A 22,611-nucleotide genomic window follows, 5' to 3' on the forward strand; every position below is an offset into this window, starting at 1 on the left:
CCTTTCGGCCCGGCGTCCTTGCCGAGGGCATCCGTGCGCGGGCTCTAGCCGATCGGCGCCCCCCGCACAAGGCCGCTGCGGCGCGCCCCGCGCCGATCCCGTCTTGCAGCCGCACCGGCACCCTTGTATCCCGTGGCTTCACGTCACCACCCTAGCAGCCAGACGGAGCCTGTCCATGGACGAACATTCCACCGATGCGACCTATCGTGTGACCGCTGACGAACTGCGCAGCTTCATCGAGCGCATCGAACGGCTGGAGGCCGAGAAGAAGGACATCGCCGATCAGCAGAAGGAGGTGATGGCCGAGGCCAAGGCGCGCGGCTATGATACCAAGGTGATGCGCAAGATCATCGCCCTGCGCAAGCGCGACAAGGACGAAATCGCCGAGGAAGAGGCGGTGCTGGAGCTCTACAAGGAAGCCCTGGGCATGTAGCCGGGCCTCCTGTCGCCCGGCGGATTCGCCCCGCTGACCCCATCGGGCCGCGTCGGACGCCACGCGGCCCTTTGTTTTGACCTGAGGGGGGCCCGCAGCTCCGCGCAGCCCGATCGGCCGCACATTGCCACATCCCGCGCCGCCCCCGCAGGCGCGGCGTTGTCCGAGAATCGCCCGATATGGCAGGAATCGGGGCGCAAGGGCTGGACAGCGGGAAAAATATCCTTACCCACATGGGCAAGTTTCGGATCGAACGGACTGGAGGGATCCCCTTGTCGCTGTTCCTGATCGTCGCCCTGCCCTTTCTGGGGTCGGTATTGCCTGCGCTGCTGATCCGCGCGGGGCGCAATTCGGCCTATCTGTCCACCGCCGCCGTGACCCTGCTGGCGCTGGTGGGACTGCTCCTCAACGCCCCGGCCGTGATGCGGGGCGAAACCGTCACGGCGCGGCTCGACTGGCTGCCGGGTCTGGGGCTGAACGCGAATTTCTTTCTCGACGGGCTGGGCCTGCTGTTTGCGGGGCTGATCCTGGGCATCGGCCTTCTCATCATCATCTATGCGCGTTTCTATCTCTCGCGCGAGGACCCGATGGGCCAGTTCTACAGCTATCTGCTGCTGTTTCAGGGCGCGATGGTGGGCATCGTCCTGTCCGACAACGTCCTGCTTCTGCTAATCTTCTGGGAGCTGACGTCGCTGTCGTCCTTTCTGCTGATCGGCTATTGGCGCCACCTGCCCGAAGGCCGGCAGGGCGCGCGGATGGCGCTGGCGGTGACTGGCGCGGGCGGGCTTGCGATGATCGCGGGAATGCTGCTCCTGGGCCATGTCGCGGGCAGCTATGACCTGACCGCGATCCTTGACCAGCGCGAGGCGATCCAGGCCTCGCCGCTCTATCTGCCGGCGCTGGTGCTGATCCTGCTGGGATGTTTCACCAAGTCGGCACAGTTCCCGTTCCATTTCTGGCTGCCGCACGCGATGGCGGCGCCGACGCCGGTTTCGGCCTATCTGCACTCGGCCACGATGGTGAAGGCCGGGCTGTTCCTGATGGCGCGGATGTGGCCGGTGCTGTCGGGCACGGAGGCGTGGTTCTACCTGGTCGGCACCACCGGCCTGCTGACCATGCTGATCGGGGCGGTGATCGCGCTGTTCAAGGACGATCTCAAGGCGCTTTTGGCGTTTTCGACGGTCAGCCACCTGGGACTCATCACCATGCTGCTGGGCTTTGGCACCAAGGCCGCGGCGATCGGCGCGGTGTTCCACATCATCAACCACGCCACCTTCAAGGCGGCGCTGTTCATGACCGCCGGCATCGTCGATCACGCCGCGCATACCCGCGACATCAAGCGGCTGGGGGGCCTGCGCAAGCTGATGCCGACGACCTTCACGCTGGCCACGGTCGCGGCGCTGTCGATGGCGGGTATCCCGCCGCTCAACGGTTTTCTCAGCAAGGAGATGATGCTGGAGGAAGCCGCGCATACCGTCTGGGCCGATTATGGCTGGCTGGTGCCCACGCTGGCGACGCTCGCGGCGCTGTTTTCGGCTGCCTATTCGTTTCGCTATGTGGCCCATGTGTTCCTGGGGCCGGTGCGCGACGACTATCCCACCGAGCCGCACGACCCCGGCGCGGGCATGTGGATGCCGCCGGCACTGTTGACGCTGCTGGTGGTGCTGATCGGCCTGTTCCCGATGGCGATGGCCTCGACCCTGGTCGAGACCGCCGCCGGCGCGGTGACCGGCGGGCAGGTGCAGCAGGTCCATCTCAAGCTCTGGCACGGGATGACGCCGGCACTGGTGATGTCGATCATCGCCATTGCCGGCGGCGTCGTCCTGCTGGGCGCGCATGGCTGGCTGGACCGCGTCTGGAACGCGATGCCAAGGCCCGAGGCCAAGGAGATCTTCGACGCGCTGGTGGGCGCGGCCACGCGGGCAAGCCGCGCCGTGACCGATACGCTGCATGACGGGTCGATGACCCGCTATGGCGCGATCCTGCTGGCCTTTGTTCTGGCGCTCACGGGATATGCTTGGTTCAGCGGCACCCTCGCCGCACCGACCCGCCGGACGATGGAGATCGCGATCATTCCCTTGCTGGGCTGGATCGGCGTGATCCTGGCGACCGCGCTGGTGGTGATCTTCCACCGCAACCGGCTGGTGACGCTGGTGCTGATCGGCGTGGTCGGGCTGGTGGTGTCGCTGGCCTTCACCTATCTGTCGGCGCCCGATCTGGCGCTGACCCAGATCTCGGTCGAGGTGGTGACGGTGGTGCTGATGCTGCTGGCGCTGAACTTCCTGCCGCGCGAGACGCCGCTGGAAAGTTCGCCCATGCGGCGGATGCGCGACGCGGCCCTTTCGATTGCGGCCGGTCTGGGCGTCGGCGGGCTGATCTATGCGCTGATGGTGCGAGACTTCGCCTTCCCCACCATTTCCGACTATCACCTGGCCAATTCCTATTCCGGCGGCGGCGGCACCAACGTGGTGAACGTGATCCTGGTCGATTTCAGGGGCTACGATACCTTCGGCGAGATCACCGTGCTGGGCATCGCCGCGATCGTGATCTTCGCGGTCACCCGAGCGGTGCTGAACAGCCCGGTGCGCGCCTACCTGCTGAACCGCAAACCGTCCGAGCCGCAATCGGGTGACGCCCACCCGATGATCATGGTGGTTGCGACGCGGATGATGATGCCCGTGGCGCTGATGGTGGCGACCTATATCTTCCTGCGCGGCCACAACCTGCCCGGAGGCGGCTTCATCGCCGGGCTGATCGCCGCCATCGCCCTGGTGATGCAATACATGGCCTCGGGCTTTTCCTGGGCGGCCGAGCGGCTGCGGTTCCCCTATTCGGCGCTGATCGGGTCGGGGGTGCTGGTGGCGGCGGCGACCGGGATCGGATCCTGGCTGGCGGGCAAGCCGTTCCTGACCAGCGCCTTCGGCTATTTCCACTTCCCGCCGCTGGAAAAGTTCGAACTGGCCACCGCAATGCTGTTCGACCTGGGCGTGTTCCTGGCCGTGGTGGGCGCGGTGCTGCTGGCGCTGGAGAGCCTGGCGCGCTTTGCCTGGCGGCCGGGCATCGCAAGCGAATTCCCGATGGACATCAACCCGGCCCGCGAAGTCGAGGAAACCACCGCAGAGGAGGCGCGCTGAGATGGAATTTCTTGTTGCCTCGGGCATCGGCGTGCTGACCGCCGCCGGCCTTTATCTGATCCTGCGGCTGCGCACCTTTCCGGTGATCGTCGGGCTGTCGCTGCTGTCCTACGCGGTAAACGTGTTCCTGTTCGCCTCGGGACGGCTGGCGGCCAACGCCCCGCCGATCCTGAACCCCTACAAGGCGGATGCGACCTATACCGATCCGCTGCCGCAGGCGCTGGTGCTGACCGCCATCGTGATCTCGTTCGGCATGACCGCCGTGATCGTGATGATCGCGCTGGCCGCCTATCTGAGCGAAAAGGACGACCGCATCGACATGACCGAAGAGACGGGAGAGGACGCATGAGCCACCTTGTCATCCTGCCCGTGATCCTGCCGGCGGTGATGGGACCGTTCATCGTGATGGTGCTGCGCCACCACCTGTCGCTGACGCGGATCTTTTCGGTGGGCGCGACGGTGGCGCTTGTGGCGGTGTCTCTGATGCTGCTGGCCAAGGCCTCGACCGGCGCGGTTCTGACCTATGAGTTGGGCGACTGGCCGGCTCCCTTCGGAATCGTGCTGGTGCTGGACCGGCTGTCGGCGCTGATGGTCGTGCTGACGGCGGTGCTGGCCCTGATCGTGCTGCTTTACGTGATCGGCTCGCGCTGGGACGCGCGGGGACAGCTGTTCCATGCGCTCTACCAGTTCCAACTGATGGGCCTGATGGGCGCCTTCCTGACCGGCGATGCCTTCAACCTGTTCGTGTTCTTCGAGGTGCTTCTGATCGCCTCTTACGGGCTGATGATCCATGGCGGCGGCGGCACGCGGTTTCGCGCCGGGGTGCAGTATGTGGTCTACAACCTCGTGGGCTCGGCCATCTTCCTGTTCGCGCTGGGCACCATCTATGCCGTCACCGGCACGCTGAACATGGCCGATCTGGCCGAAAAGGTCGCGGCCCTGCCCGCAGGGGACAGCGCCCTGATCCGGGTCGGCGCCGTGCTGCTGCTGCTGGTCTTTGCCATCAAGGCAGCGGTGCTGCCGCTGCATTTCTGGCTGCCGGCGACCTATGCCAACGCGCCCCTGCCGGTGGCGGCGCTGTTTGCGATCATGACCAAGGTCGGGGCCTATTCGATCCTGCGCATGTATACGCTGGTGTTCGGCCCCGACGTGGCCGTGACGGCGGGCCTGGCCGGAGACTGGCTCTTGCCGGCGGCGCTGGCGACTCTGGCGCTGGGATCGGTCGGCATTCTCGGCGCGCGCGAGCTTGGACGGCTGGTCGCCTTTGGCGCGATCGCTTCGGTGGGCACGCTGCTGGTGGCGATTTCGATGTTCACGCAAACGGCAGCCGCGGCGGGGATCTACTATATGATCCATTCGACGCTGGCGACGGCGGCGCTGTTTCTGGTCGCCGACCTCGTGACCGAACGCCGCGGCTCCGCCATCGCCGTGGCCCGGCCGATGCCGCAGACGGGGCTGATCTCGGCCTTCTACTTCGCCGGCGCGATCGGTCTGGCCGGGATGCCGCCGCTGTCGGGCTTCATCGGCAAGCTGTTCATCATGGATGCGGCGCGAACCGATCCGATGATGACCACGATCTGGACCGTGATCCTTGTCACGTCGCTCATCACGCTCGTCGGGCTGGCGCGCACCGGCAGTATCCTGTTCTGGCGCCCCTTCGACCCGGCCAACGGGTTCGAACCCCGCGCCGAGGAGCCCGAGGAAGAGGACAACCATCCCACATGGGTAATGCGCCCGCACCCGCGCACTCTGCCCTTCGTGGCGACGGGCGCGCTGTTGACCACCTTGGGTCTGCTGACGGTCTTTGCCGGGCCGGTGATGTCCTATGCGCAGGCCACGGCCGAGCAGCTGTTCGAACCGTCCGCCGTGATCGACACGGTTCTGAGGAGGCCCTGACATGAAGATCCTCGCCCGCCTCATCCCGCATCCGCTGCTGACGGCGCTGCTGACCGTGGTGTGGCTGTTGCTGGTCAACCGCTGGTCGCTGAACTCGCTGTTGTTCGGTTTCTTCCTGGGGCTCGTGATCCCGGTGGTCACCGCCCCGTTCTGGCCCGACCGCCCCACCCTGCGCGGGCCACTGAAGATCGCCGAATACCTGGCCATCGCGCTGTGGGACATCTGCGTGGCCAACGTGATCGTCGCCCGCCTGATCCTGTTCAAGCGGGCGCAGGATCTCGAACCCCATTTCATCGCCATCCCGCTCGATCTGCGCCATCCCGAGGCGATCACCGCGCTGGCCGCCACGATCACCCTGACGCCCGGCACGGTGTCGGCCGACCTTTCGGCCGACGGGCATTATCTGCTGGTGCACTGCCTGCACGCGCCCGATCCCGACAGCGTCGTCGAAGAGATCAAGGACCGCTACGAGCGCCGCCTGAAGGAGATTTTCGAATGATCACCTACGCCGCCTATTTCGCCTTTGCCTGCTATGGTGCGGCCATGCTGATGTGCCTGTGGAAAGTCGCCGCCGCCGACCAGATCGGCGACCGGATCTTGGCGCTCGACACGATGGTCATCAACGCGCTGGCGCTGCTGGTGCTCTACGGCCTCGCCTTCGGGACCGAGATCTATTTCGAGGTGGTCCTGATCATCGCCATGCTGGGGTTCGTCTCGACCGTGGCCTATGCGCGGTTCCTGCTGCGCGGCAACATCATCGAGTGAGGATGCCATGGAAAGCCTTGCGGAAATCCTGATCTCGGCCGGACTGGTCATCGGAGGCATCTTCGGGCTGGTGGGCTCTTTCGGACTCATCAAACTGCGCGACCCGATGTCGCGGCTGCACGCTCCGACCAAGGCGACCACGCTGGGCGTGGGCGGCACGCTGATCGCCTCGATGATCCACGCCCCGCTGTTCGAGGGGCATCTCTCGTTTCACGAACTGCTGATCACGCTGTTTCTGTTCCTGACCGCCCCCGTCACCGCCTTTTTCATCGCCAAGGTGCACCTGCACCGCAACGAACGCCCCGAAACCCTGCCGACGCCGGGCGAGGACCGGCTGTGGGCGACCCATGACGCGGACCGGGACGGGAACCGGGACTGACCCACACTGACACGGGGAACGCGCCCGATGCACGCCATGCCACGCCTTCCGCTGACCCGCGATCTCGTTCTGGTAGGAGGCGGTCACGCGCATGCGCTGGTGCTGCGCAAATGGGGGATGCAGCCCCTGCCCGGCGCACGGGTGACGGTGATCAATCCCGGCCCCACCGCGCCCTATTCGGGCATGCTGCCGGGTTTCGTCGCGGGGCACTATACGCGGTCGGATCTGGACATCGACCTCGTGCGGCTGGCGCGGTTCGCCGGGGCGCGGGTGATCCTCGGCGCGGTCGAAGGGATGGACCTCAAGACCCGGCAGATCCACGTCGCCGGGCGGCCGCCGATCGGCTATGACGTGGCCTCGGTCAATGTCGGGATAACCTCGGCCATGCCCGACCTGCCCGGCTTCGCCGAGCACGCCGTCCCGGCCAAGCCGCTGGGCGAATTCGCCGCGCGATGGGCCGATTATCGAGACCGCACCGGTCCGGCCCGCGTGGCGGTGATCGGCGGCGGCGTGGCGGGGGCCGAGATCGCGATGGCAATGGCATTTGCCCTGCGCCAGCGCGGGCGCGAGACCGAGATCCACCTGATCGACGCCGCGCGGGCGCTGTCGGCGCTGGTGCCCCGCGCCCAACGGCTGATCCGCGCCCGGATGTCCGAACTGGGCGTCACCCTGATCGAGCACGCTCCCATTGCCCGCATCGCGGAGGATCATGTCGAACTGGCCGACGGCCGACACATCGCCGCCGATTTCGTCACCGGGGCGGCGGGGGCACGGCCGTACGGGTGGTTCAGGGACACGGGGCTTGCGCTGCATGACGGCTTCATCGCCGTGGACGAAACCCTGCGCACATCCGACCCGGCCGTCTTTGCCGCCGGCGATTGTGCGCATCTGACCCACGCCCCCCGCCCCAAGGCCGGGGTCTATGCGGTCCGCGAGGCGCCCGTTCTGTTCGACAACCTTTGCGCGACGCTCAGTGGCCACCGACTGCGCCCCTACCGGCCGCAAAAGGATTACCTGAAACTGGTCTCGCTGGGCGGCAAGGAGGCACTGGCCGAGAAGTTCGGCACTGCCTACGCCGGCCGCCTCATGTGGCGGTGGAAGGACCGGATCGACCGGCGCTTCATGGAGAAGTTCCGCGACCTGCCCGCGATGGAGCCGCCCGAACTGCCGCCGATGCACGCCGAAGGTTTGCCCGAGGCCATCGGCGACAAGCCGATGTGCGGCGGCTGCGGGGCCAAGGTGGGGCGCGCGGCGCTGCGGGCGGGTCTGGCGCCCGTGGCGGGGGCGGCGCGGTCGGATATCGAGCCGCTGCCGGGCGACGATGCGGCGCTGCTGAAAACGGGCGGCGCGCGGCAGGTGATAAGCTCGGACCACCTGCGGGCGATGGTCGAGGATCCGGCGGTGATGACCCGCATCGCCGCCGTCCACGCGCTGGGCGACGTCTGGGCCATGGCGGCGCAGCCGCAGGCCGCCACGGCGTCGCTGATCCTGCCGCGCATGTCGCCCGAGTTGCAGGAACGCACCCTGGCCGAGATCATGGCCGCCGCGCAGGAGGTCATGGGCGAGGCCGGCGCGGCGATCGTGGGCGGGCATACCTCGATGGGCGACGAGCTGACGGTCGGATTTACCGTCACCGGCCTGTGCGACGGCGACCCGGTGACGCTGGCCGGGGGACGGCCGGGCGATGCGCTGATCCTGACCAAACCGCTGGGCAGCGGCGTTCTGATGGCGGCCGAGATGGGCGGGCGCGCGCGCGGCGACTGGGTGGCGGATGCGCTCGCGCTGATGTGCCAGCCGCAGGGCGCGGCCTCGCGGATCCTGTCGGGCGCGCATGCGATGACCGATGTCACCGGCTTCGGGCTGGCCGGGCATCTCATGGGACTGTGCGAAGCATCGGGCTGCGCGGCCGAACTTTACCTCGACGACATCCCGCTGATGCGGGGGGCGGCTGAGCTGGCCGAAGCGGGGATCCGCTCCATCCTATTCCCACAGAACCGGGCGCTGGCGCTGTCCCTGCCGGCGGGGGGGCGCCACGACCTGCTGTTCGACCCCCAGACCGCCGGCGGTCTGCTCGCCGCGGTGGAACGGGCGCAGGCGGCCGAACTGCTGGCCGCGCTGCATGAGGCGGGCTATCACGCCGCGCTTGTCGGCATGCTGCGCGAAGGCGACCCGCAGATCACGGGCGCCTGACCCGTGCAGCGGAAATCCCCTGCGGATGGCCGCCGACGTCGCGCCTTTCTCTTGCATTCTCCCCCCGGATTGAGTCAGGAATGCCATGACCCAAACGCCTGCTCCCGTCGCTGCCGCGGCGGGGGCGTTGCATTTTCACATGGACGAACATCGACAGGATTCGCATGGAAAAGATCCCGATGACGCCCGCCGGCTATGCCGCGCTCGAGGCAGAACTGAAGCAGTTGAAGACCGAAGAACGCCCCACGATCATCAAGGCAATCGCCGAGGCGCGCGAACATGGCGACCTGAGCGAGAATGCCGAGTATCACTCGGCCCGCGAAAAGCAATCCTTCATCGAGGGCCGGATCAAGGAACTCGAATCGATCCTGGGCCGCGCCGACGTGATCGACCCTTCGACCCTGACCGGCGCGATCAAGTTCGGCGCCACCGTGACCCTGGTGGACGAAGAGACCGAAGAGGAAAAGACCTGGCAGATCGTGGGCGAACACGAGGCCAATGTCGAAAAGGGCCTGCTGAACATGAAGTCGCCCATCGCCCGCGCGCTGATCGGCAAGGAAGTCGGCGACAGCGTCGAGGTGCGCACGCCGGGCGGCGAACGCTATTACGAGGTCGTCAAGATCGTCTATTCCTGACGGGGGATCCCGCATGACCGCGCCCACGTCCGGCCCCGGCAAGAGCCCGCTGTCGCCCCTGGGCCGGGGCGGCGAGTCCGACCGCCCCAGGATCACCGGGATCGAAGTCGCCGCCGTGCTGCTGACACTGCTGTGGCTGGTGGTGGCAACGCTGTTTCTGGTGCTGTCGCCCGAAGATCAGGTCGCGGGCTTTTCGGGTCTGCGGTTCGGCATCACGATGCTGGCGGTTTTCCTGCCGGTGGCGATGATCTGGGTGGCGGCGGTGGCGGCGCGCACCGCGCGGATCATGCGCGAGGAAAGCCAGCGCCTGCAGACCGCGATCGAGGCGATCCGTCAGACGCAGATTGCTCAGGCCCAGCGCGGCGCCATTCCAGCCGAGCCTTCGGTTACGCGCAAGCTGGACGAAATCGCGCAGGCGGCGAAAAAAACCGAGACGGCGCTGGCCACCTTTCATTCGGTGCGCCGCGATGCCCCCCGCCCCGAGCCGCACGCGCCGACCGAGCCCGACCCGCAGGGTCAGGCGGCGCTGGCGCTGGGCACCCCGGCGGACAGCCTTGACCCGCCGCTGACGCACGAGGATTTCATCCGCGCGCTGAACTTTCCCGAAACCGCCGAGGACGAGGAAGGCTTTGCCGCCCTGCGCCGGGCGCTGCGCGACCGCAAGGCGGCGTTGCTGATCCGGGCGGCGCAGGACGTTTTGACCCTGCTGAGCCAGGACGGGATCTACATGGATGACCTGCGCCCGGACATGGCGCGCCCCGAGATCTGGCGGCGCTTTGCCCAGGGCGCGCGCGGGCGCGAGGTGGCCGCGCTGGGCGGGATCCGCGACCGGAGCTCGCTGGCGCTGACGGCCGGGCGGATGAAACAGGATCCGATCTTTCGCGATGCCGCCCACCATTTTCTGCGCCGTTTCGACAAGACCTTTACCGAGTTCGAGCAGACCGCAACCGACGCCGAGATCACGGCCCTGGCCGACACCCGCACGGCGCGGGCGTTCATGCTGCTGGGACGGGTGGCGGGCACGTTCAGCTAGGGGCGTCCTTGCGCCCTTCAAGGGACAAGCCGTTTCGGATCGCTCACGCGATCCGACCGAGGCGGGGGGCTTTGCCCCCCGCACCCCCCAGAGTATTTCGGGCAAGATGAAGGGCGGCCCGGCGGTTCCGGCGCCAGCTCAGCTACCGGGCCTGCACTGGGCAAAACCGGCGGCGAGGTTGCGCAGGAGGGAGTCGTAGAATCCCGGCCCCGGTTCGAGATCGCGGCCCAGTGGATCAAGCACGCCAATGCGCAGGTCGAGCCCCTCCAGCGCGGCCTGCATCAGGCGGGGGTCGAGTTGCGGTTCGCGAAAGGCGCAGGCGACGCCCTTTTCGGCAAGATGCCGTCGCAGCGCCGACAGGTGGGCCGCACCCGGGTCGGCCGCGTCCCCGGCTGCGATCACGCCGGCAAGCTTCAGCCCGAAGCGGGTTTCGAAATACTGAAACGCATCGTGATAGGCGAGATAGGGGCCGGTATCGGCCAGCCGCGCCGCAATCTCGTCTTCGAGCGCGTGCATGCGATCGGCGAAGGTGCGCGCGTTCGCGCGATATCGGTCGGCATTCGTCGGGTCGATCCGCGACAGCCGTTCGGCGATCGCTCCGGCCCACAGGGCGGCGTTGCGCGGATCCAGCCAGGCGTGCGGATCGGGTCCTCCGGCATGATCGTGGCCGTGGTCGTTCTCACGATCTTGGTCATGGTCGTGGGCGAGCGGGCGGGCCGCGCCCTGCGCATGGTCGTCGCCGTGGCCTTGGGCGTGCCTGTGCTCCTCACCGTGTTCGCGGTCCTGCGCGTCATCGTCATGGTCCCGAAAGGGCAGCACGATCGTGCCCGGCAGTTCGAGCAGCGCGATTTGCTCGCCCCGCCTGAGCGATTCCAGCGCCTTTTCCAGCCATGGGGTCAGCGCCGGACCGATCCACACCACCAGATCCGCCTTTTGCATCGCCCGCGCCTGCGACGGACGCAGCGTGACGTGGTGCGGCGAGACGCCGGGCGACAGCAGCAGGTCGGGTGAGCCGACGCCTTCCATCACCTCGGCGACGATGCCATGAACCGGGGCGATGTCGGCGACAACGCGGGGCGTCTCTGCCCGCAGGGGGGCAGCCAGCAGAAGGATCAGGGTGGCCAGAAGAAATTTCATGATCGATGAACCTTGGATATTGTCGGGATCGGCGCGCATTGATAAGTGTTACATTATAACATGTCAATCTTGATATTGCGGGAACCCCATGTCTGCCGTCGGATTCGAACGCCACGACCACAGCCATTGCATCTCGCAGGCGCTGGACGCAGCCGAAGCGCGCTGTGCCGTGGCGCGTGTGCAGCTCACCCCGGTCCGCCGCCGGGTGCTGGAGATTCTGTTGCAGGAGCACCGGGCGATGGGCGCCTATGACATCCTGTCGGTGTTGACCGAGGACGGCATGGGCTCGCAGCCGCCCGTCGTCTATCGGGCGCTGGATTTTCTCGTGCGGCACGGGCTGGCGCACCGGATCGAGCGGCTGAACGCCTATGCCGCCTGCAGCCATCCGGGAGAGGCGCATGTGCCGGCCTTTCTGATCTGCCGCGAATGCCGAGCCGTGGCCGAAGCAGAAACCGCGCTGGAACAGGGGCGGCTGGGGGCCGTGGCGCGGGCGGCGGGCTTTGCCATCGAACGCGTGGTGGTCGAAGCCGAAGGGCTGTGCCCCGGCTGCGCGGCGGAGACAGGCCGATGACCGCGCCGCTGATCCGTGCCGAAAACCTGTCGGTCCGGCTGGACGGGCGCGTGGTGCTGCAGGACGTCGATTTCGAGATCCGATCCGGCGAGATCGTCACCATCGTCGGCCCGAACGGATCGGGCAAGTCCACCCTGCTGCGGGCGTTGATCGGCGCCATCGTGCCGGCGCGGGGCCGCGTGGTCCGCGCGCCGGGTCTGCGGATCGGCTACGTCCCCCAGAAGCTGGCGATCGACGCCTCTCTGCCGATGACCGTGCAACGGTTCCTGAACCTGCCGCGCCGCATTGGCACGCGCGAGGCCTTGGCCGCATTGGACCAGGCGGGGGTCCCCGACCTGCATGACCGGCAGATGGCGGACCTGTCGGGAGGGCAGTTCCAGCGCGTGCTTCTGGCCCGCGCCCTGCTGGAAGATCCGCAGATTCTTATGCTCGACGAGGCGACGCAGGGGCTGGACCAGCCCGGTTCGGCCGCCTTCTACCGCCGGATCGAGGCCGTGCGGCGGGATACCGGCTGCGCGGTGCTGATGGTCAGTCACGACCTGCATGTGGTGATGGCGGCCTCGGACAGGGTGCTGTGCATGAACGGCCATATCTGCTGCGAAGGCACGCCCGAGGTGGTCGCCAGCGCCCCGGAATACCGCGCCTTGTTCGGCACCGGCACGGGCGGCACGCTGGCGCTCTATCGCCACGAGCACCACCACAGCCACGATCACGACCACCCGAACCCGCATCCGGGACACGCGCACGAGACGGAGACCTGAAACCCATGCTGGACGATTTCCTGATCCGGGCCGCGCTGGCGGGTGTCGGGGTGGCGCTGGCCGCCGCGCCGCTGGGCTGTTTCGTGGTATGGCGGCGGATGGCCTATTTCGGCGAGGCCACGGCGCATGCGGCGATCCTGGGCGTGGCGCTGTCGCTGGCGCTGTCGCTGCCGCTGGTGCCGGCGGTGCTGGGGGCGGCGCTGGCGATGGCGCTGGCGGTTTCGGCGCTGTCGGGGCGCGGCTATGCGATGGACACCCTGCTGGGCGTGGCGGCGCATACCGCGCTGGCCGCGGGGCTGGTGGCGGTGGCGCTGCTGGCCGACCGGGGCGCCGCGCGGCTGGACCTGATGGCCTTTCTGTTCGGCGACATTCTGGCCGTGAACCGGGCCGATCTGGCGGTGATCTGGGGCGGCGCGGCGGTGGTCGCCGGGCTGACCGCGTGGCGCTGGCCGTCGCTGCTGATGTCCACGCTGAACCCCGATCTGGCCCGCGCCAGCGGCTTTGACCCGCGGCGCGAGGAGTTGGGATTGACGCTCGCGCTTGCCATCGTGGTGGCCGTGGCGATCAAGGTGGTTGGCGTTCTGCTGATCGCGGCCATGCTGGTGATCCCGCCCGCCGCCGCTCGGCCGCTCGTCCGCACGCCCGAGGCAATGGCGATAGGCGCCGCCCTGCTGGGGGCCGTGTCAGCGCTGGCGGGGCTTTGGGTATCCTTTCTGCTGGACACGCCCACCGGACCCAGCATCGTCTGCGTGGCGGCGGGTCTGTTCCTGTTCACCACCGCCGCCGGCGGCCTGCGCGGCCGGGTCTGATATCGGGCGGGCTACATCGCCAGCGACGGCAGCCACAAGACGATGGCTGGAAACGCCACCAGCAGCGCAATGGTCACTGCATCGGCGATGAAGAACGGAGTCACGCCCCGGAACACGTCCTGAACGCTGAGATCCGGCCGCACGCCAGCCACGACAAAGCAGTTCAGCCCGATCGGCGGCGTGATCAGGCAGAACTCGGCCATCTTCACGACGAGGATGCCGAACCAGATCGCGCACATCGGGCCGGACATGCCAAAGGTGCTGTCGGCGGCGCTCACCGCCTCTCCGCCATTGAGCGCCATAACCGCCGGATAGACCACCGGCAGGGTCAACAGCAGCATCCCGATCGCGTCCATGAACATGCCCAGCACCGCATAGGCCAGCAGGATCATAACGAGGATCAGCATGGGCGACATGTGCAGCGAGGTGACCCAGTCGGCAAAGGCCCCCGGCAGGTCGGCGAACCCCAGGAAACGGACATAGATCAGCACGCCCCAGATGATCGAGAAGATCATCACGGTCAGCTTGGCGGTTTCGATCAGCGCCGATTTCAGCTCGGACCAGCGCATCCCCTTCCAGACTGCCATGCAGAACACCACGAAGGCGCCCAGCGCGCCGCCCTCGGTCGGGGTGCCCCAGGCATCGCCGCCGAAGGGGTTGTAGACGAAGAAGATGATGATCACGACCACGAAGACGATCGGCAGCGCCGGCGGCAGCGACACCAGCCGTTCCCGCCAGCTGAAGCCCCCCACGGGGGGGCCGACGCGCTTGAACAGCATAGCGGTGCCGACGATCAGGATGCCGTAGATCAGCGCCGAGAACGCGCCGGGGATGAAGCCCGCGAGCAGCAGTTTTCCCACGTCCTGTTCCACGATGATCGCATAGATCACCAGGATCGCCGAGGGCGGGATCATCGAGGCCAGCGTGCCCGCCGCCGCCACGACACCGGCCGCGAACCGCTTGTCATAGCCGATGGATTGCATCTCGGGGATGGCGATGCGGGCAAAGACCGCCGCCGTGGCCACAGAGGCCCCCGACACCGCGGCAAAGCCCGCGGTGGCAAAGACGGTGCTGACCGCCAGCCCCCCCGGCAGCCAGGCGATCCAGCGCTTGGCCGCCTCGAACAGCGCGCGGGTCAGCCCCGCGTAATAGGCCAGATAGCCGATCAGGATGAAGGTCGGGATGAGGCTCAGTGCCTGGCTGGACACCTTGGAATGCGGCACCTGGCCCGCGATCTTGACGCCAACGGTCAGCGCCTTGCCAAACTTGTCGGGGGCGTATCCGAACTTGGCCCAGAAAATCCATATGAGCCCCGCCAACCCGGCCAGCCCGGCGGCAAAGGCCACGCGCATTCCCATCACGACCATCACCAGCATTCCGCCGGTCACCCAAAGGCCGATTTCGATATTGTCCATCTATTCGTGCCCCTCGAGCTGCTCTGCCTCATGCGCTGCGACCGCCGCGGTGTCCTCGATCAGCGGCACCGCCACGGGATTCGCCAGCCCCAGCAGGAAAGCGCGCCCGAAGCCCCATATCTGCAGCAGCAGCCGCAAGCACAGCACCGAAAACGCCACCGGCGCCAGCAGCTTGGCCGGCCAGATCGGCAGCCCGATGTCGATCGAGCTGTCATTGCTCCACATCGGCGCTTCGAAATCGAAGCTGCGCTGGAAATGCGCCCAGCTGCCCCAGACCAGCGCCGCCATCAGGACAAGGATCAGGATGACCGATATCAGTTCGAACAGCCACAACGCCCGGCCCCGCAGCATCCCGATCACGATGTCCATGCGGATATGGCCGCCCTCGCGCTGGACAAAGGAAATGCCCATGAAGGCAATCAGCGGCATCAGCTGCTCGATCCAGTCCACGTAACCGGCCAGCGGGCGGTTGAACAGGTTGCGTCCGCCCACCGACACCACCGCCAGCACCATCAGGCCGAACACGGCAAGGCCGCTGACCAGCGCGAGGAAGCGTTCGAATTTCAGCAGGTGACGGTCAAGACGGCTCAGCAGGCTGCCGTCTTCGAGAACCGAAGAATGTCCGGCCATGTCCGTGGCGCTCCGTGGATGGGGGAAAGGGCGCGTGAGGCCGGGCGCGACCGCCCGGCCTCGTCACTTCGCCGGGCGCGGATCAGCTGCCGCCGCGCACCTTTTTCAGGGTGTCCTGCACCAGATCATAGAGTTCCTGGGCGGGCAGCCCTTGCGCGGTCATGTCCGCGATCCACTGGTCCTTGACCGGGGCGGCCGCCTTCTTGAACTTCTCGATCTCGGCATCGGCGATATGCACCTTCTGCACGCCCTTCTCGGCCAGGATGGAATCCCACTTCTCCAGCAGCTTGCCGTAATTGTCGAGGTAATGGGCGATCGCCTCGTCGATCGAGCTGTCAAGCGCCTCGCGCTCGGCATCCGACAGCGCCTCGTATGCGTCGATGTTCACCACGACGGGGCAGTTCACCGTGCCGGGGTTGAGGTTCTCGGTCCACCAGTCGGCGATGTTGATGGTGCCAAATGCCAGATGCGCATGCGGGGCAAAGGCCACCGTGTCCACCACGCCCGATTCCATCGCGTTGTAGGCCTCGGTCGCGGTCACGCTGGTAGGCACGGCGCCGATCGCCTCGAACGCCTTGCCCAGCCCGCCGGTGGCACGAACGCGCATCCCTTTCATCTTTTCCAGCGTGTCGCGCGGCTCGCCGGTGCCGACGAGGTTGTATTGCGGCATGGGCGAGGTCATCAGCAGCTTGGCGTTCCACTTCGCCATTTCCTTCTGCACCGCCGGATGGGCATAGACCGCATTGGAAACGGCCACTTCCTCCTCAAGATTGCTGACGCCGAGGAAGGGCAGCTCGAGCACGGTAATGGTGCGGTTCTTGTCGCGGTGATAGCCCGCGCAGAACTGCGCCATCTCGAAGGCGCCGATGCTGATGCCGTCCAGGTTTTCCTTGTTCTTGGACAGGCCGCCATAGCTGATGTTCAGCGTGAACTCGCCATTGGTCTTTTCGGCCACCAGCTCGGCCAGCTTCTCGACATGCTCGGTAAAGGCCCGCCGCTTGCCCCACAGCGACACGTTCCACTCGGTCGCAGAGGCCTCGGCGGCGAAGGCAACGGTCAGGGCGGCGGCAATCGCGCCGGTCAGGTGCTTGTTCATGAATGTCCTCCCGGTTGTGCCGGACCGTTCATCGGCCCGATTGGTCCGCAGGCTAGCGGCTTGCCTCGACCATGCCAAGCCCCCGGCGCCCCGGGGATCCGCGCATCCGCGCGAAATTCCGGTGCCGGCCCGACCGAGGCGGCGGGGCGAGTCGGACAGGGCCCGAGCGCGCCGAAACAAAATGTCACACCGACTTTGGTGTCGGCACTATTCTTTCCCGGCGCGGTTTCGCGCCCCACAGAGATTGACGCCCCCGTCCCGGTTGACAGCCAATGCCTTATGGCTGAACGGATTTTCCGACCATTTCCCGAGTGGTTTACAGATTTTTCAGAAACCCCGAAAAACTTTTACAAACAAATCGTTACTTTACGGCAGGTTATTCACATATTTTCACCCCCCGCTATTATCCCTGCCGGGGTGGAACCGTTCCGGGTATCCCTGCCGGGGTGGAACCGTTCCGGGCGGGATTGGCGCAGATTGCCGCGCCGCCATGCGCCCGCGGTTGCCGAAGGCCATTGAAACAGTCAGAGGGAGGAGCCTCCAATGACCCACAGCGAAAACGAGGTGTATCCGCCGTCGCCGGAATTCGTCGCACAGGCGCATATCGACGGGGCAAAATACGAAGAGATGTATGCCGCTTCGGTGAACGACCCCGAAGCGTTCTGGGGCGAACAGGGCAAGACGCTCGACTGGATCAAGCCCTATACCAAGGTCAAGAACACGACCTTCGAATACCCGAATGTATCGATCAAGTGGTTCGAGGACGGCGTGCTGAACGTCGCCGCCAACTGCATCGACCGCCACCTTGACACCCGCGGCGACCAGACCGCGATCATCTGGGAACCGGATGATCCGAACGCGCCGGCCAGGCACATCACCTATCGCGAACTGCACGAACAGGTCAGCAAGCTGGGCAACGTGCTCAAGGGGCTGGGCATTGCCAAGGGCGACCGGGTCGTGCTGTATATGCCGATGATCCCCGAGGCCGCGTTTGCCATGCTGGCCTGTGCCCGGATCGGCGCGATCCATTCGGTGGTGTTCGGCGGCTTCAGCCCCGACGCGCTGGCCAGCCGGATCGAGGATTGCAGCGCCAAGCTGGTCATCACCGCCGACGAAGCCCCCCGCGGCGGGCGCAACACGCCGCTCAAGGCCAATGCCGACAAGGCGATGGAAATCTGCGGCGACGTGCCGATGCTGGTGGTGTCTCGCACCGGCGGCGGCCCCGGCATGAAGGAGGGCCGCGACCATTCCTACGAGGCGCTGATGGCCGAGGCCTCGGCCGACTGCCCTCCCGAACCGATGGGCGCGGAGGATCCGCTGTTCATCCTCTACACCTCCGGCTCCACCGGCAAGCCCAAGGGCGTGCTGCATACCTCGGGCGGCTACCTTCTCTATGTCTCGCTGACCCACAAATACGTGTTCGACTATCACGACGGCGACATCTTCTGGTGCACGGCGGACGTGGGCTGGGTGACCGGCCACAGCTACATCGTCTATGGGCCGCTTGCCAATGGCGCCACCACGCTGATGTTCGAGGGCGTGCCCACCTACCCCGATGCCGGCCGGTTCTGGGCCGTGTGCGAAAAGCACAAGGTCAACCAGTTCTACACCGCGCCCACCGCGATCCGGGCGCTGATGGGCCAGGGCCCGCAATTCGTGGACCCCTACGACCTGTCGAGCCTCAAGGTTCTGGGCACCGTGGGCGAGCCGATCAACCCCGAGGCCTGGCACTGGTACAATGACCATGTCGGCAAGGGCCGCTGCCCGATCGTCGATACCTGGTGGCAGACCGAAACCGGCGGGCATCTGCTGACCCCCCTGCCCGGCGCGATCCCGACCAAGCCCGGTTCGGCGACCAAGCCCTTCTTCGGGGTTCAGCCGGTGGTGCTCGATGCCCAGTCGGGCGAGGAAATCACCACCACCGAGGCCGAAGGCGTGCTGTGCATGAAGGACAGCTGGCCGGGCCAGATGCGCACCGTGTTCGGCGACCACGAACGCTTCGTGAAGACCTATTTCAGCGACTACAAGGGCTATTACTTCTCGGGCGACGGCTGCCGGCGCGACGCGGACGGGTATTACTGGATCACCGGCCGCGTGGATGACGTGATCAACGTCTCGGGCCACCGCATGGGCACCGCCGAGGTCGAAAGCGCGCTGGTGGCGCATCCCAAGGTGTCCGAGGCCGCCGTGGTCGGCTATCCGCACCCGGTCAAGGGCCAGGGCATCTACTGCTATGTCACCCTGATGGCGGGCGAGGAATATACCGACGAACTGCGCGAAGAGCTGCGCCAGTGGGTCCGCAAGGAGATCGGTCCGATCGCCACGCCGGACGTGATCCAGTGGGCGCCGGGCCTGCCCAAGACCCGGTCGGGCAAGATCATGCGCCGCATCCTGCGCAAGATCGCCGAGAACGACTTCGGCAACCTGGGCGACACCTCGACGCTGGCCGATCCGTCGGTGGTCGATGACCTGATCGCCAACCGGGCCAACACCTAAGGGGGCGGGCATGGACGCTGCCGTGAACACCACTCCCGCGGTTCTGATCCTTCTCGGCCCTCCGGGCGCCGGGAAGGGCACGCAGGCGCGGATGCTTCAGGATCGGTTCGGACTGGTCCAGCTCTCCACCGGCGATCTGCTGCGCGCGGCCGTGGCGGCGGGCACCGAAGCCGGCCGCGCGGCACAGGCGGTGATGGAGGCGGGCGAGCTGGTCAGCGATGATATCGTGATCGCGATCCTGCGCGACCGGCTGGCCGAACCGGACTGCGCCCGCGGCGTGATCCTCGACGGGTTCCCGCGCACGACCGTCCAGGCCGAGGCGCTGGACGCGCTGCTCGCCGAAACCGGGCAGAAGATCAACGCTGCGGTGTCGCTCGAAGTCGAAGACGCGGCGATGGTCACGCGCATTTCGGGCCGCTACACCTGTGCGAACTGTGGCGAGGGCTGGCACGACAGCTTCAAACAGCCGGCGCAGAACGGCATCTGCGACAAATGCGGCGGGACCGCGTTTACGCGCCGCGCCGACGACAACGCCGAAACCGTGGCCAGCCGTCTGGCCGCCTATCACGCCCAGACCGCGCCGCTGATCGCCTATTACCGCGACAAGGGCGTGCTGCGGGAAATCGACGCGATGGGCGAAATCGACGCCATCGCCGCCGACCTGGCGCGGATCGTGGAACAGGCCACCTGCTGACCGCCTTCCGTTGCGATTCGGACGCCGCGCGCTTCTGCGCGGCGTCTTTTCTTTTTCGGCCCCCTCCCGACCGTTGCCGTTGCGGGCATGGACAAACCCGGCCGTCCATGGCACCCCAACAGGTCAGGACCACTACGCACGAAACCCATGAGCGAAAAGACCATCATCCCCGGCCCGGATACCGCCCGCGCCTATCGCGAGGCGCTGGCCTGTTTCGGAACGGGTGTCACCGTGGTGACGACCATGACGGAACGGGGCCCTCTGGCGATGACGGCCAATTCCTTCGCCAGCGTCTCGCTGGATCCACCGCTGGTGCTGTGGTGCCCGGCCCGCGCGTCCTTGCGGCACGACGCCTTCGTCGCCGCGGACCGCTACGCGATCCACGTCATGGCCGAAGAGCAGCAGGACATCGCCATGCATTTCGCCCGGACCGGGGATGACTTCCACGGCATTGACTGGACGCTCGCCAACGACCTGCCCATCCTGTCGGGTTGTCTCGCCCGTTTCGAATGCCGCCGCACCGCCGTGCACCCCGGCGGGGACCACTCCATCGTCGTGGGCCAGGTGCAAAGCGCCACCTTCCACACCGGCAAGGGGCTGATGTTCAAGCACGGCGCCTATGGCGGGTTCTTTCCGCTGGACTGAACGAACTCAGAACCGCCCGATCCGCCGGGTCAGCTTTGCCATCTGCCGGACCCGCCGCGCGGTCTGCTTCGCCTGCCGCCGTTGCGCGCGCTCGTCCGGCGCGGGCCGGCGTTCGGGGTCACGCGCCTGCCCACGGCTGGCATAGGCGTCGATCCCCGCATTTATCCCGAAGTTGATGAAACGCCGCAGAACCTGGCGTATCACCATGTTGATCAACCGGTTCGCATTCATGACTGGTCCTCTCGCTGCCCACACCCCTTATATCATCCGATTGCGCCGATTGCTGGGCAGGTTTCCGGCAAACGGTTGGCCCCCCCTGCCTGCCAAAGCCGCATCCCAATAGCCGCTCCTGCTTCTTTCTGGGCGCAAATACCCCGGGGGGCGCGGGGGGCGGCGCCCCCCGCCTCGGTCGGATTGGCGCAGCCAATCCGAAACGCCCGCTATTCGTCGAACAACTCGGGCTGACCCTCGCCGCCCGCCTCCTCTTCGTCCTCTCCCCCGACGCCCAGCGGCATCGCACCCGGTGGCGGACGGCTTTCCAACAGCCCCGCGGCACGCAACTCCTTCAGCCCCGGCAGATCCCGCGCGCTCTCCAGCCCGAAATGATCCAGAAATTCCGGCGTCACCACAAAGGTCACCGGCCGCCCCGGCGTCATCTTGCGCCGCCCAAACCGGATCCAGCCCATCTCGAGCAGCTGGTCGATCGTGCCGCGGCTAACGCTCACACCGCGGATCTCTTCGATCTCGGCGCGGGTGCAGGGCTGGTGATAGGCGATGATCGCCAGCGTCTCGATCGCCGCGCGGGACAGCTTGCGCTGCTCCACCGTCTCCTTCTGCATCAGAAAGCCCAGATCCGGCGCGGTGCGGATCGCCCAGGCGTCGCCCACACGCACCACCCGCACGCCGCGCCCCTCGTAGCGCCGGCGCAGATGCGCCACCGCCTCTGCCGCGTCGCAGCCATGCGGCATCCGCGCCTCCATGTCGCGGATCGTCACCGGCTCGGCGCTGGCGAACAGCATCGCCTCAACCATGCGCTCCTGTTCGGCCATCGGCGGGGCCTCGAACAGGCTCTCGGTGATGTCCTCTTCCCGTTCGTCCATCAATGCTTGTCCTTCCTGCGCAGCTGGATCGGCGCGAACATCTCCGCCTGCCGGATCTCCAGATGCCCCTCCTTCACCAACTCCAGCGAGGCGGCAAAGGTCGCTGCCGTAGCCGACCGCCGCCGCACAGGGTCCGTCTCCCATCCGTCGGGCAGATAACTTGTCAGATCGGTCCACGTGCCCGCAAAGCCGATCAGCGGCCGCATTCGTTCCAGCGCCTGTTCCATGGTAAAGACCGAATCGCGATCCATCACGAAGGGGCGGAACTCGTCACGGGTGCGGATTCGGGCATAGGCCTGCATCAGTTCGAGAAGCGTCGCCGAATAGGTCACGCGCCGCACGCGCGTCACGTCCTCGGACTGGCCGCGGGCGAAGAAATCCCGCCCCAGCCGGTCCCGCGCCATCAGCCGCGCGGCCATGTCCCGCATCGCCTGCAACCGCTCCAGCTGAAAGGCCAGATGCGCCGCCAGTTCCTCGCCCGACGGCCCTTCCTCGGCCGGGTCCGGCGGCAGCAGAAGGCGGGACTTCAGAAAGGCCAGCCAGGCCGCCATCACCAGATAGTCGGCGGCCAGTTCGATCCGCAGCGCCTTGGCGCGGTCGACGAAGGCCAGATACTGCCGGGCCAGTTGCAGCACCGAGATCCGGCGCAGATCCACCTTCTGCGTGCGCGACAGCGTCAGCAGCACGTCCAGCGGCCCCTCGAACCCGTCCACATCGACGATCAGGGCCTCGGCGGCCAGCCGCTCCTGCACCGACATCTGATCTTCGCGAAAGAGGTCTTCGGTCATCTGG

Annotated in this window: 23 protein-coding genes; 16 read left to right on the plus strand and 7 right to left on the minus strand. The window is 66.9% G+C overall.

What is annotated here, in order from left to right; genetic code table 11:
• The first annotated feature begins 175 nt into the window (after positions 1 to 175).
• From C4S70_RS14105 to C4S70_RS14150, 10 genes are all read left to right on the plus strand, one after another.
• Positions 176 to 433, plus strand: a complete 258-nt coding sequence (locus tag C4S70_RS14105) for a DUF2312 domain-containing protein (protein ID WP_104008756.1) — start codon at positions 176 to 178, stop codon at positions 431 to 433.
• 272 nt (positions 434 to 705) lie between these two features.
• Positions 706 to 3,567, plus strand: coding sequence for a monovalent cation/H+ antiporter subunit A (locus C4S70_RS14110; RefSeq protein ID WP_104008792.1), 2,862 nt, complete (start codon positions 706 to 708; stop codon positions 3,565 to 3,567).
• A 1-nt stretch (position 3,568) separates the two neighbouring features.
• Positions 3,569 to 3,916 carry a Na+/H+ antiporter subunit C gene (locus C4S70_RS14115; protein WP_104008757.1) on the plus strand — a complete coding sequence of 116 codons (348 nt, stop codon included), beginning with the start codon at positions 3,569 to 3,571 and terminating at the stop codon, positions 3,914 to 3,916.
• On the plus strand, positions 3,913 to 5,463 hold the full coding sequence (locus tag C4S70_RS14120) for a monovalent cation/H+ antiporter subunit D (protein ID WP_104008758.1): 1,551 nt from the start codon (positions 3,913 to 3,915) through the stop codon (positions 5,461 to 5,463). Before C4S70_RS14115 ends, C4S70_RS14120 begins: the two co-directional genes overlap by 4 nt.
• A 1-nt stretch (position 5,464) precedes the next feature.
• Positions 5,465 to 5,962 (plus strand): Na+/H+ antiporter subunit E, encoded by a 498-nt coding sequence (locus C4S70_RS14125; protein WP_104008759.1) that lies wholly within the window; start codon positions 5,465 to 5,467, stop codon positions 5,960 to 5,962.
• Positions 5,959 to 6,228 (plus strand): K+/H+ antiporter subunit F, encoded by a 270-nt coding sequence (locus C4S70_RS14130; RefSeq protein WP_104008760.1) that lies wholly within the window; start codon positions 5,959 to 5,961, stop codon positions 6,226 to 6,228. Before C4S70_RS14125 ends, C4S70_RS14130 begins: the two co-directional genes overlap by 4 nt.
• 7 nt (positions 6,229 to 6,235) lie before the next feature.
• Positions 6,236 to 6,607, plus strand: coding sequence for a Na+/H+ antiporter subunit G (locus tag C4S70_RS14135; protein ID WP_104008761.1), 372 nt, complete (start codon positions 6,236 to 6,238; stop codon positions 6,605 to 6,607).
• A gap of 27 nt (positions 6,608 to 6,634) precedes the next feature.
• Positions 6,635 to 8,797, plus strand: a complete 2,163-nt coding sequence (selD, locus tag C4S70_RS14140) for a selenide, water dikinase SelD (protein WP_104008762.1) — start codon at positions 6,635 to 6,637, stop codon at positions 8,795 to 8,797.
• A gap of 164 nt (positions 8,798 to 8,961) precedes the next feature.
• A complete protein-coding gene (greA, locus tag C4S70_RS14145) occupies positions 8,962 to 9,432 on the plus strand; it encodes a transcription elongation factor GreA (protein WP_104008763.1) in 471 nt (156 codons plus the stop codon).
• 13 nt (positions 9,433 to 9,445) lie between these two features.
• Positions 9,446 to 10,465, plus strand: a complete 1,020-nt coding sequence (locus tag C4S70_RS14150; RefSeq protein WP_104008764.1) for a hypothetical protein — start codon at positions 9,446 to 9,448, stop codon at positions 10,463 to 10,465.
• 138 nt (positions 10,466 to 10,603) lie between these two features.
• Here the strand turns inward: C4S70_RS14150 and C4S70_RS14155 are convergent, their stop codons facing one another.
• Positions 10,604 to 11,602, minus strand: coding sequence for a zinc ABC transporter substrate-binding protein (locus tag C4S70_RS14155; protein ID WP_104008793.1), 999 nt, complete (start codon positions 11,600 to 11,602; stop codon positions 10,604 to 10,606).
• Positions 11,603 to 11,690: 88 nt separating this feature from the next.
• Between C4S70_RS14155 and C4S70_RS14160 the strand changes: the two genes are divergently transcribed.
• Genes C4S70_RS14160 through C4S70_RS14170 form a run of 3 tightly spaced genes read left to right on the plus strand, consistent with a single transcriptional unit; the run spans position 11,691 to position 13,743 of the window.
• Positions 11,691 to 12,173: a Fur family transcriptional regulator gene (locus C4S70_RS14160; protein WP_104008765.1), complete on the plus strand. Its 483-nt coding sequence runs from the start codon at positions 11,691 to 11,693 to the stop codon at positions 12,171 to 12,173.
• The gene (locus tag C4S70_RS14165) at positions 12,170 to 12,934 is read left to right on the plus strand and encodes a metal ABC transporter ATP-binding protein (protein ID WP_104008794.1); all 765 of its coding nucleotides are present in this window, start codon (positions 12,170 to 12,172) and stop codon (positions 12,932 to 12,934) included. Before C4S70_RS14160 ends, C4S70_RS14165 begins: the two co-directional genes overlap by 4 nt.
• A 5-nt stretch (positions 12,935 to 12,939) precedes the next feature.
• Positions 12,940 to 13,743, plus strand: coding sequence for a metal ABC transporter permease (locus C4S70_RS14170; protein ID WP_104008766.1), 804 nt, complete (start codon positions 12,940 to 12,942; stop codon positions 13,741 to 13,743).
• A gap of 11 nt (positions 13,744 to 13,754) precedes the next feature.
• On the opposite strand, the gene C4S70_RS14175 is transcribed toward C4S70_RS14170, so the two are convergent.
• From C4S70_RS14175 to C4S70_RS14185, 3 genes are all read right to left on the minus strand, one after another.
• Entirely contained in the window at positions 13,755 to 15,158 is a 1,404-nt protein-coding gene (locus tag C4S70_RS14175) for a TRAP transporter large permease (protein ID WP_104008767.1), read from the minus strand.
• Positions 15,159 to 15,788 carry a TRAP transporter small permease subunit gene (locus tag C4S70_RS14180; RefSeq protein WP_104008768.1) on the minus strand — a complete coding sequence of 210 codons (630 nt, stop codon included), beginning with the start codon at positions 15,786 to 15,788 and terminating at the stop codon, positions 15,159 to 15,161.
• Between the two features lie 82 nt (positions 15,789 to 15,870).
• A complete protein-coding gene (locus C4S70_RS14185) occupies positions 15,871 to 16,884 on the minus strand; it encodes a C4-dicarboxylate TRAP transporter substrate-binding protein (protein ID WP_104008769.1) in 1,014 nt (337 codons plus the stop codon).
• A 543-nt stretch (positions 16,885 to 17,427) separates the two neighbouring features.
• Between C4S70_RS14185 and acs the strand changes: the two genes are divergently transcribed.
• The 3 genes from acs to C4S70_RS14200 all read left to right on the plus strand — a co-directional run bounded on the left by acs (position 17,428) and on the right by C4S70_RS14200 (position 20,719).
• On the plus strand, positions 17,428 to 19,380 hold the full coding sequence (gene acs, locus C4S70_RS14190; RefSeq protein ID WP_104008770.1) for an acetate--CoA ligase: 1,953 nt from the start codon (positions 17,428 to 17,430) through the stop codon (positions 19,378 to 19,380).
• Positions 19,381 to 19,390: 10 nt separating this feature from the next.
• A complete protein-coding gene (locus C4S70_RS14195) occupies positions 19,391 to 20,074 on the plus strand; it encodes an adenylate kinase (protein WP_104008771.1) in 684 nt (227 codons plus the stop codon).
• A 147-nt stretch (positions 20,075 to 20,221) separates the two neighbouring features.
• A complete protein-coding gene (locus tag C4S70_RS14200) occupies positions 20,222 to 20,719 on the plus strand; it encodes a flavin reductase family protein (RefSeq protein ID WP_104008772.1) in 498 nt (165 codons plus the stop codon).
• A 6-nt stretch (positions 20,720 to 20,725) separates the two neighbouring features.
• On the opposite strand, the gene C4S70_RS14205 is transcribed toward C4S70_RS14200, so the two are convergent.
• From C4S70_RS14205 to C4S70_RS14215, 3 genes are all read right to left on the minus strand, one after another.
• Positions 20,726 to 20,950, minus strand: a complete 225-nt coding sequence (locus C4S70_RS14205) for a hypothetical protein (protein WP_104008773.1) — start codon at positions 20,948 to 20,950, stop codon at positions 20,726 to 20,728.
• A gap of 209 nt (positions 20,951 to 21,159) precedes the next feature.
• A complete protein-coding gene (scpB, locus tag C4S70_RS14210) occupies positions 21,160 to 21,819 on the minus strand; it encodes an SMC-Scp complex subunit ScpB (RefSeq protein ID WP_104008774.1) in 660 nt (219 codons plus the stop codon).
• Complete coding sequence (locus C4S70_RS14215; RefSeq protein ID WP_104008775.1) at positions 21,819 to 22,607, minus strand: segregation and condensation protein A; 789 nt, start codon at positions 22,605 to 22,607, stop codon at positions 21,819 to 21,821. The genes scpB and C4S70_RS14215 overlap by 1 nt, the downstream gene beginning before the upstream one ends.
• Between the last annotated feature and the right edge of the window lie 4 nt (positions 22,608 to 22,611).

The organism is Jhaorihella thermophila, assembly GCF_900108275.1.
Classification (GTDB): domain Bacteria; phylum Pseudomonadota; class Alphaproteobacteria; order Rhodobacterales; family Rhodobacteraceae; genus Jhaorihella; species Jhaorihella thermophila.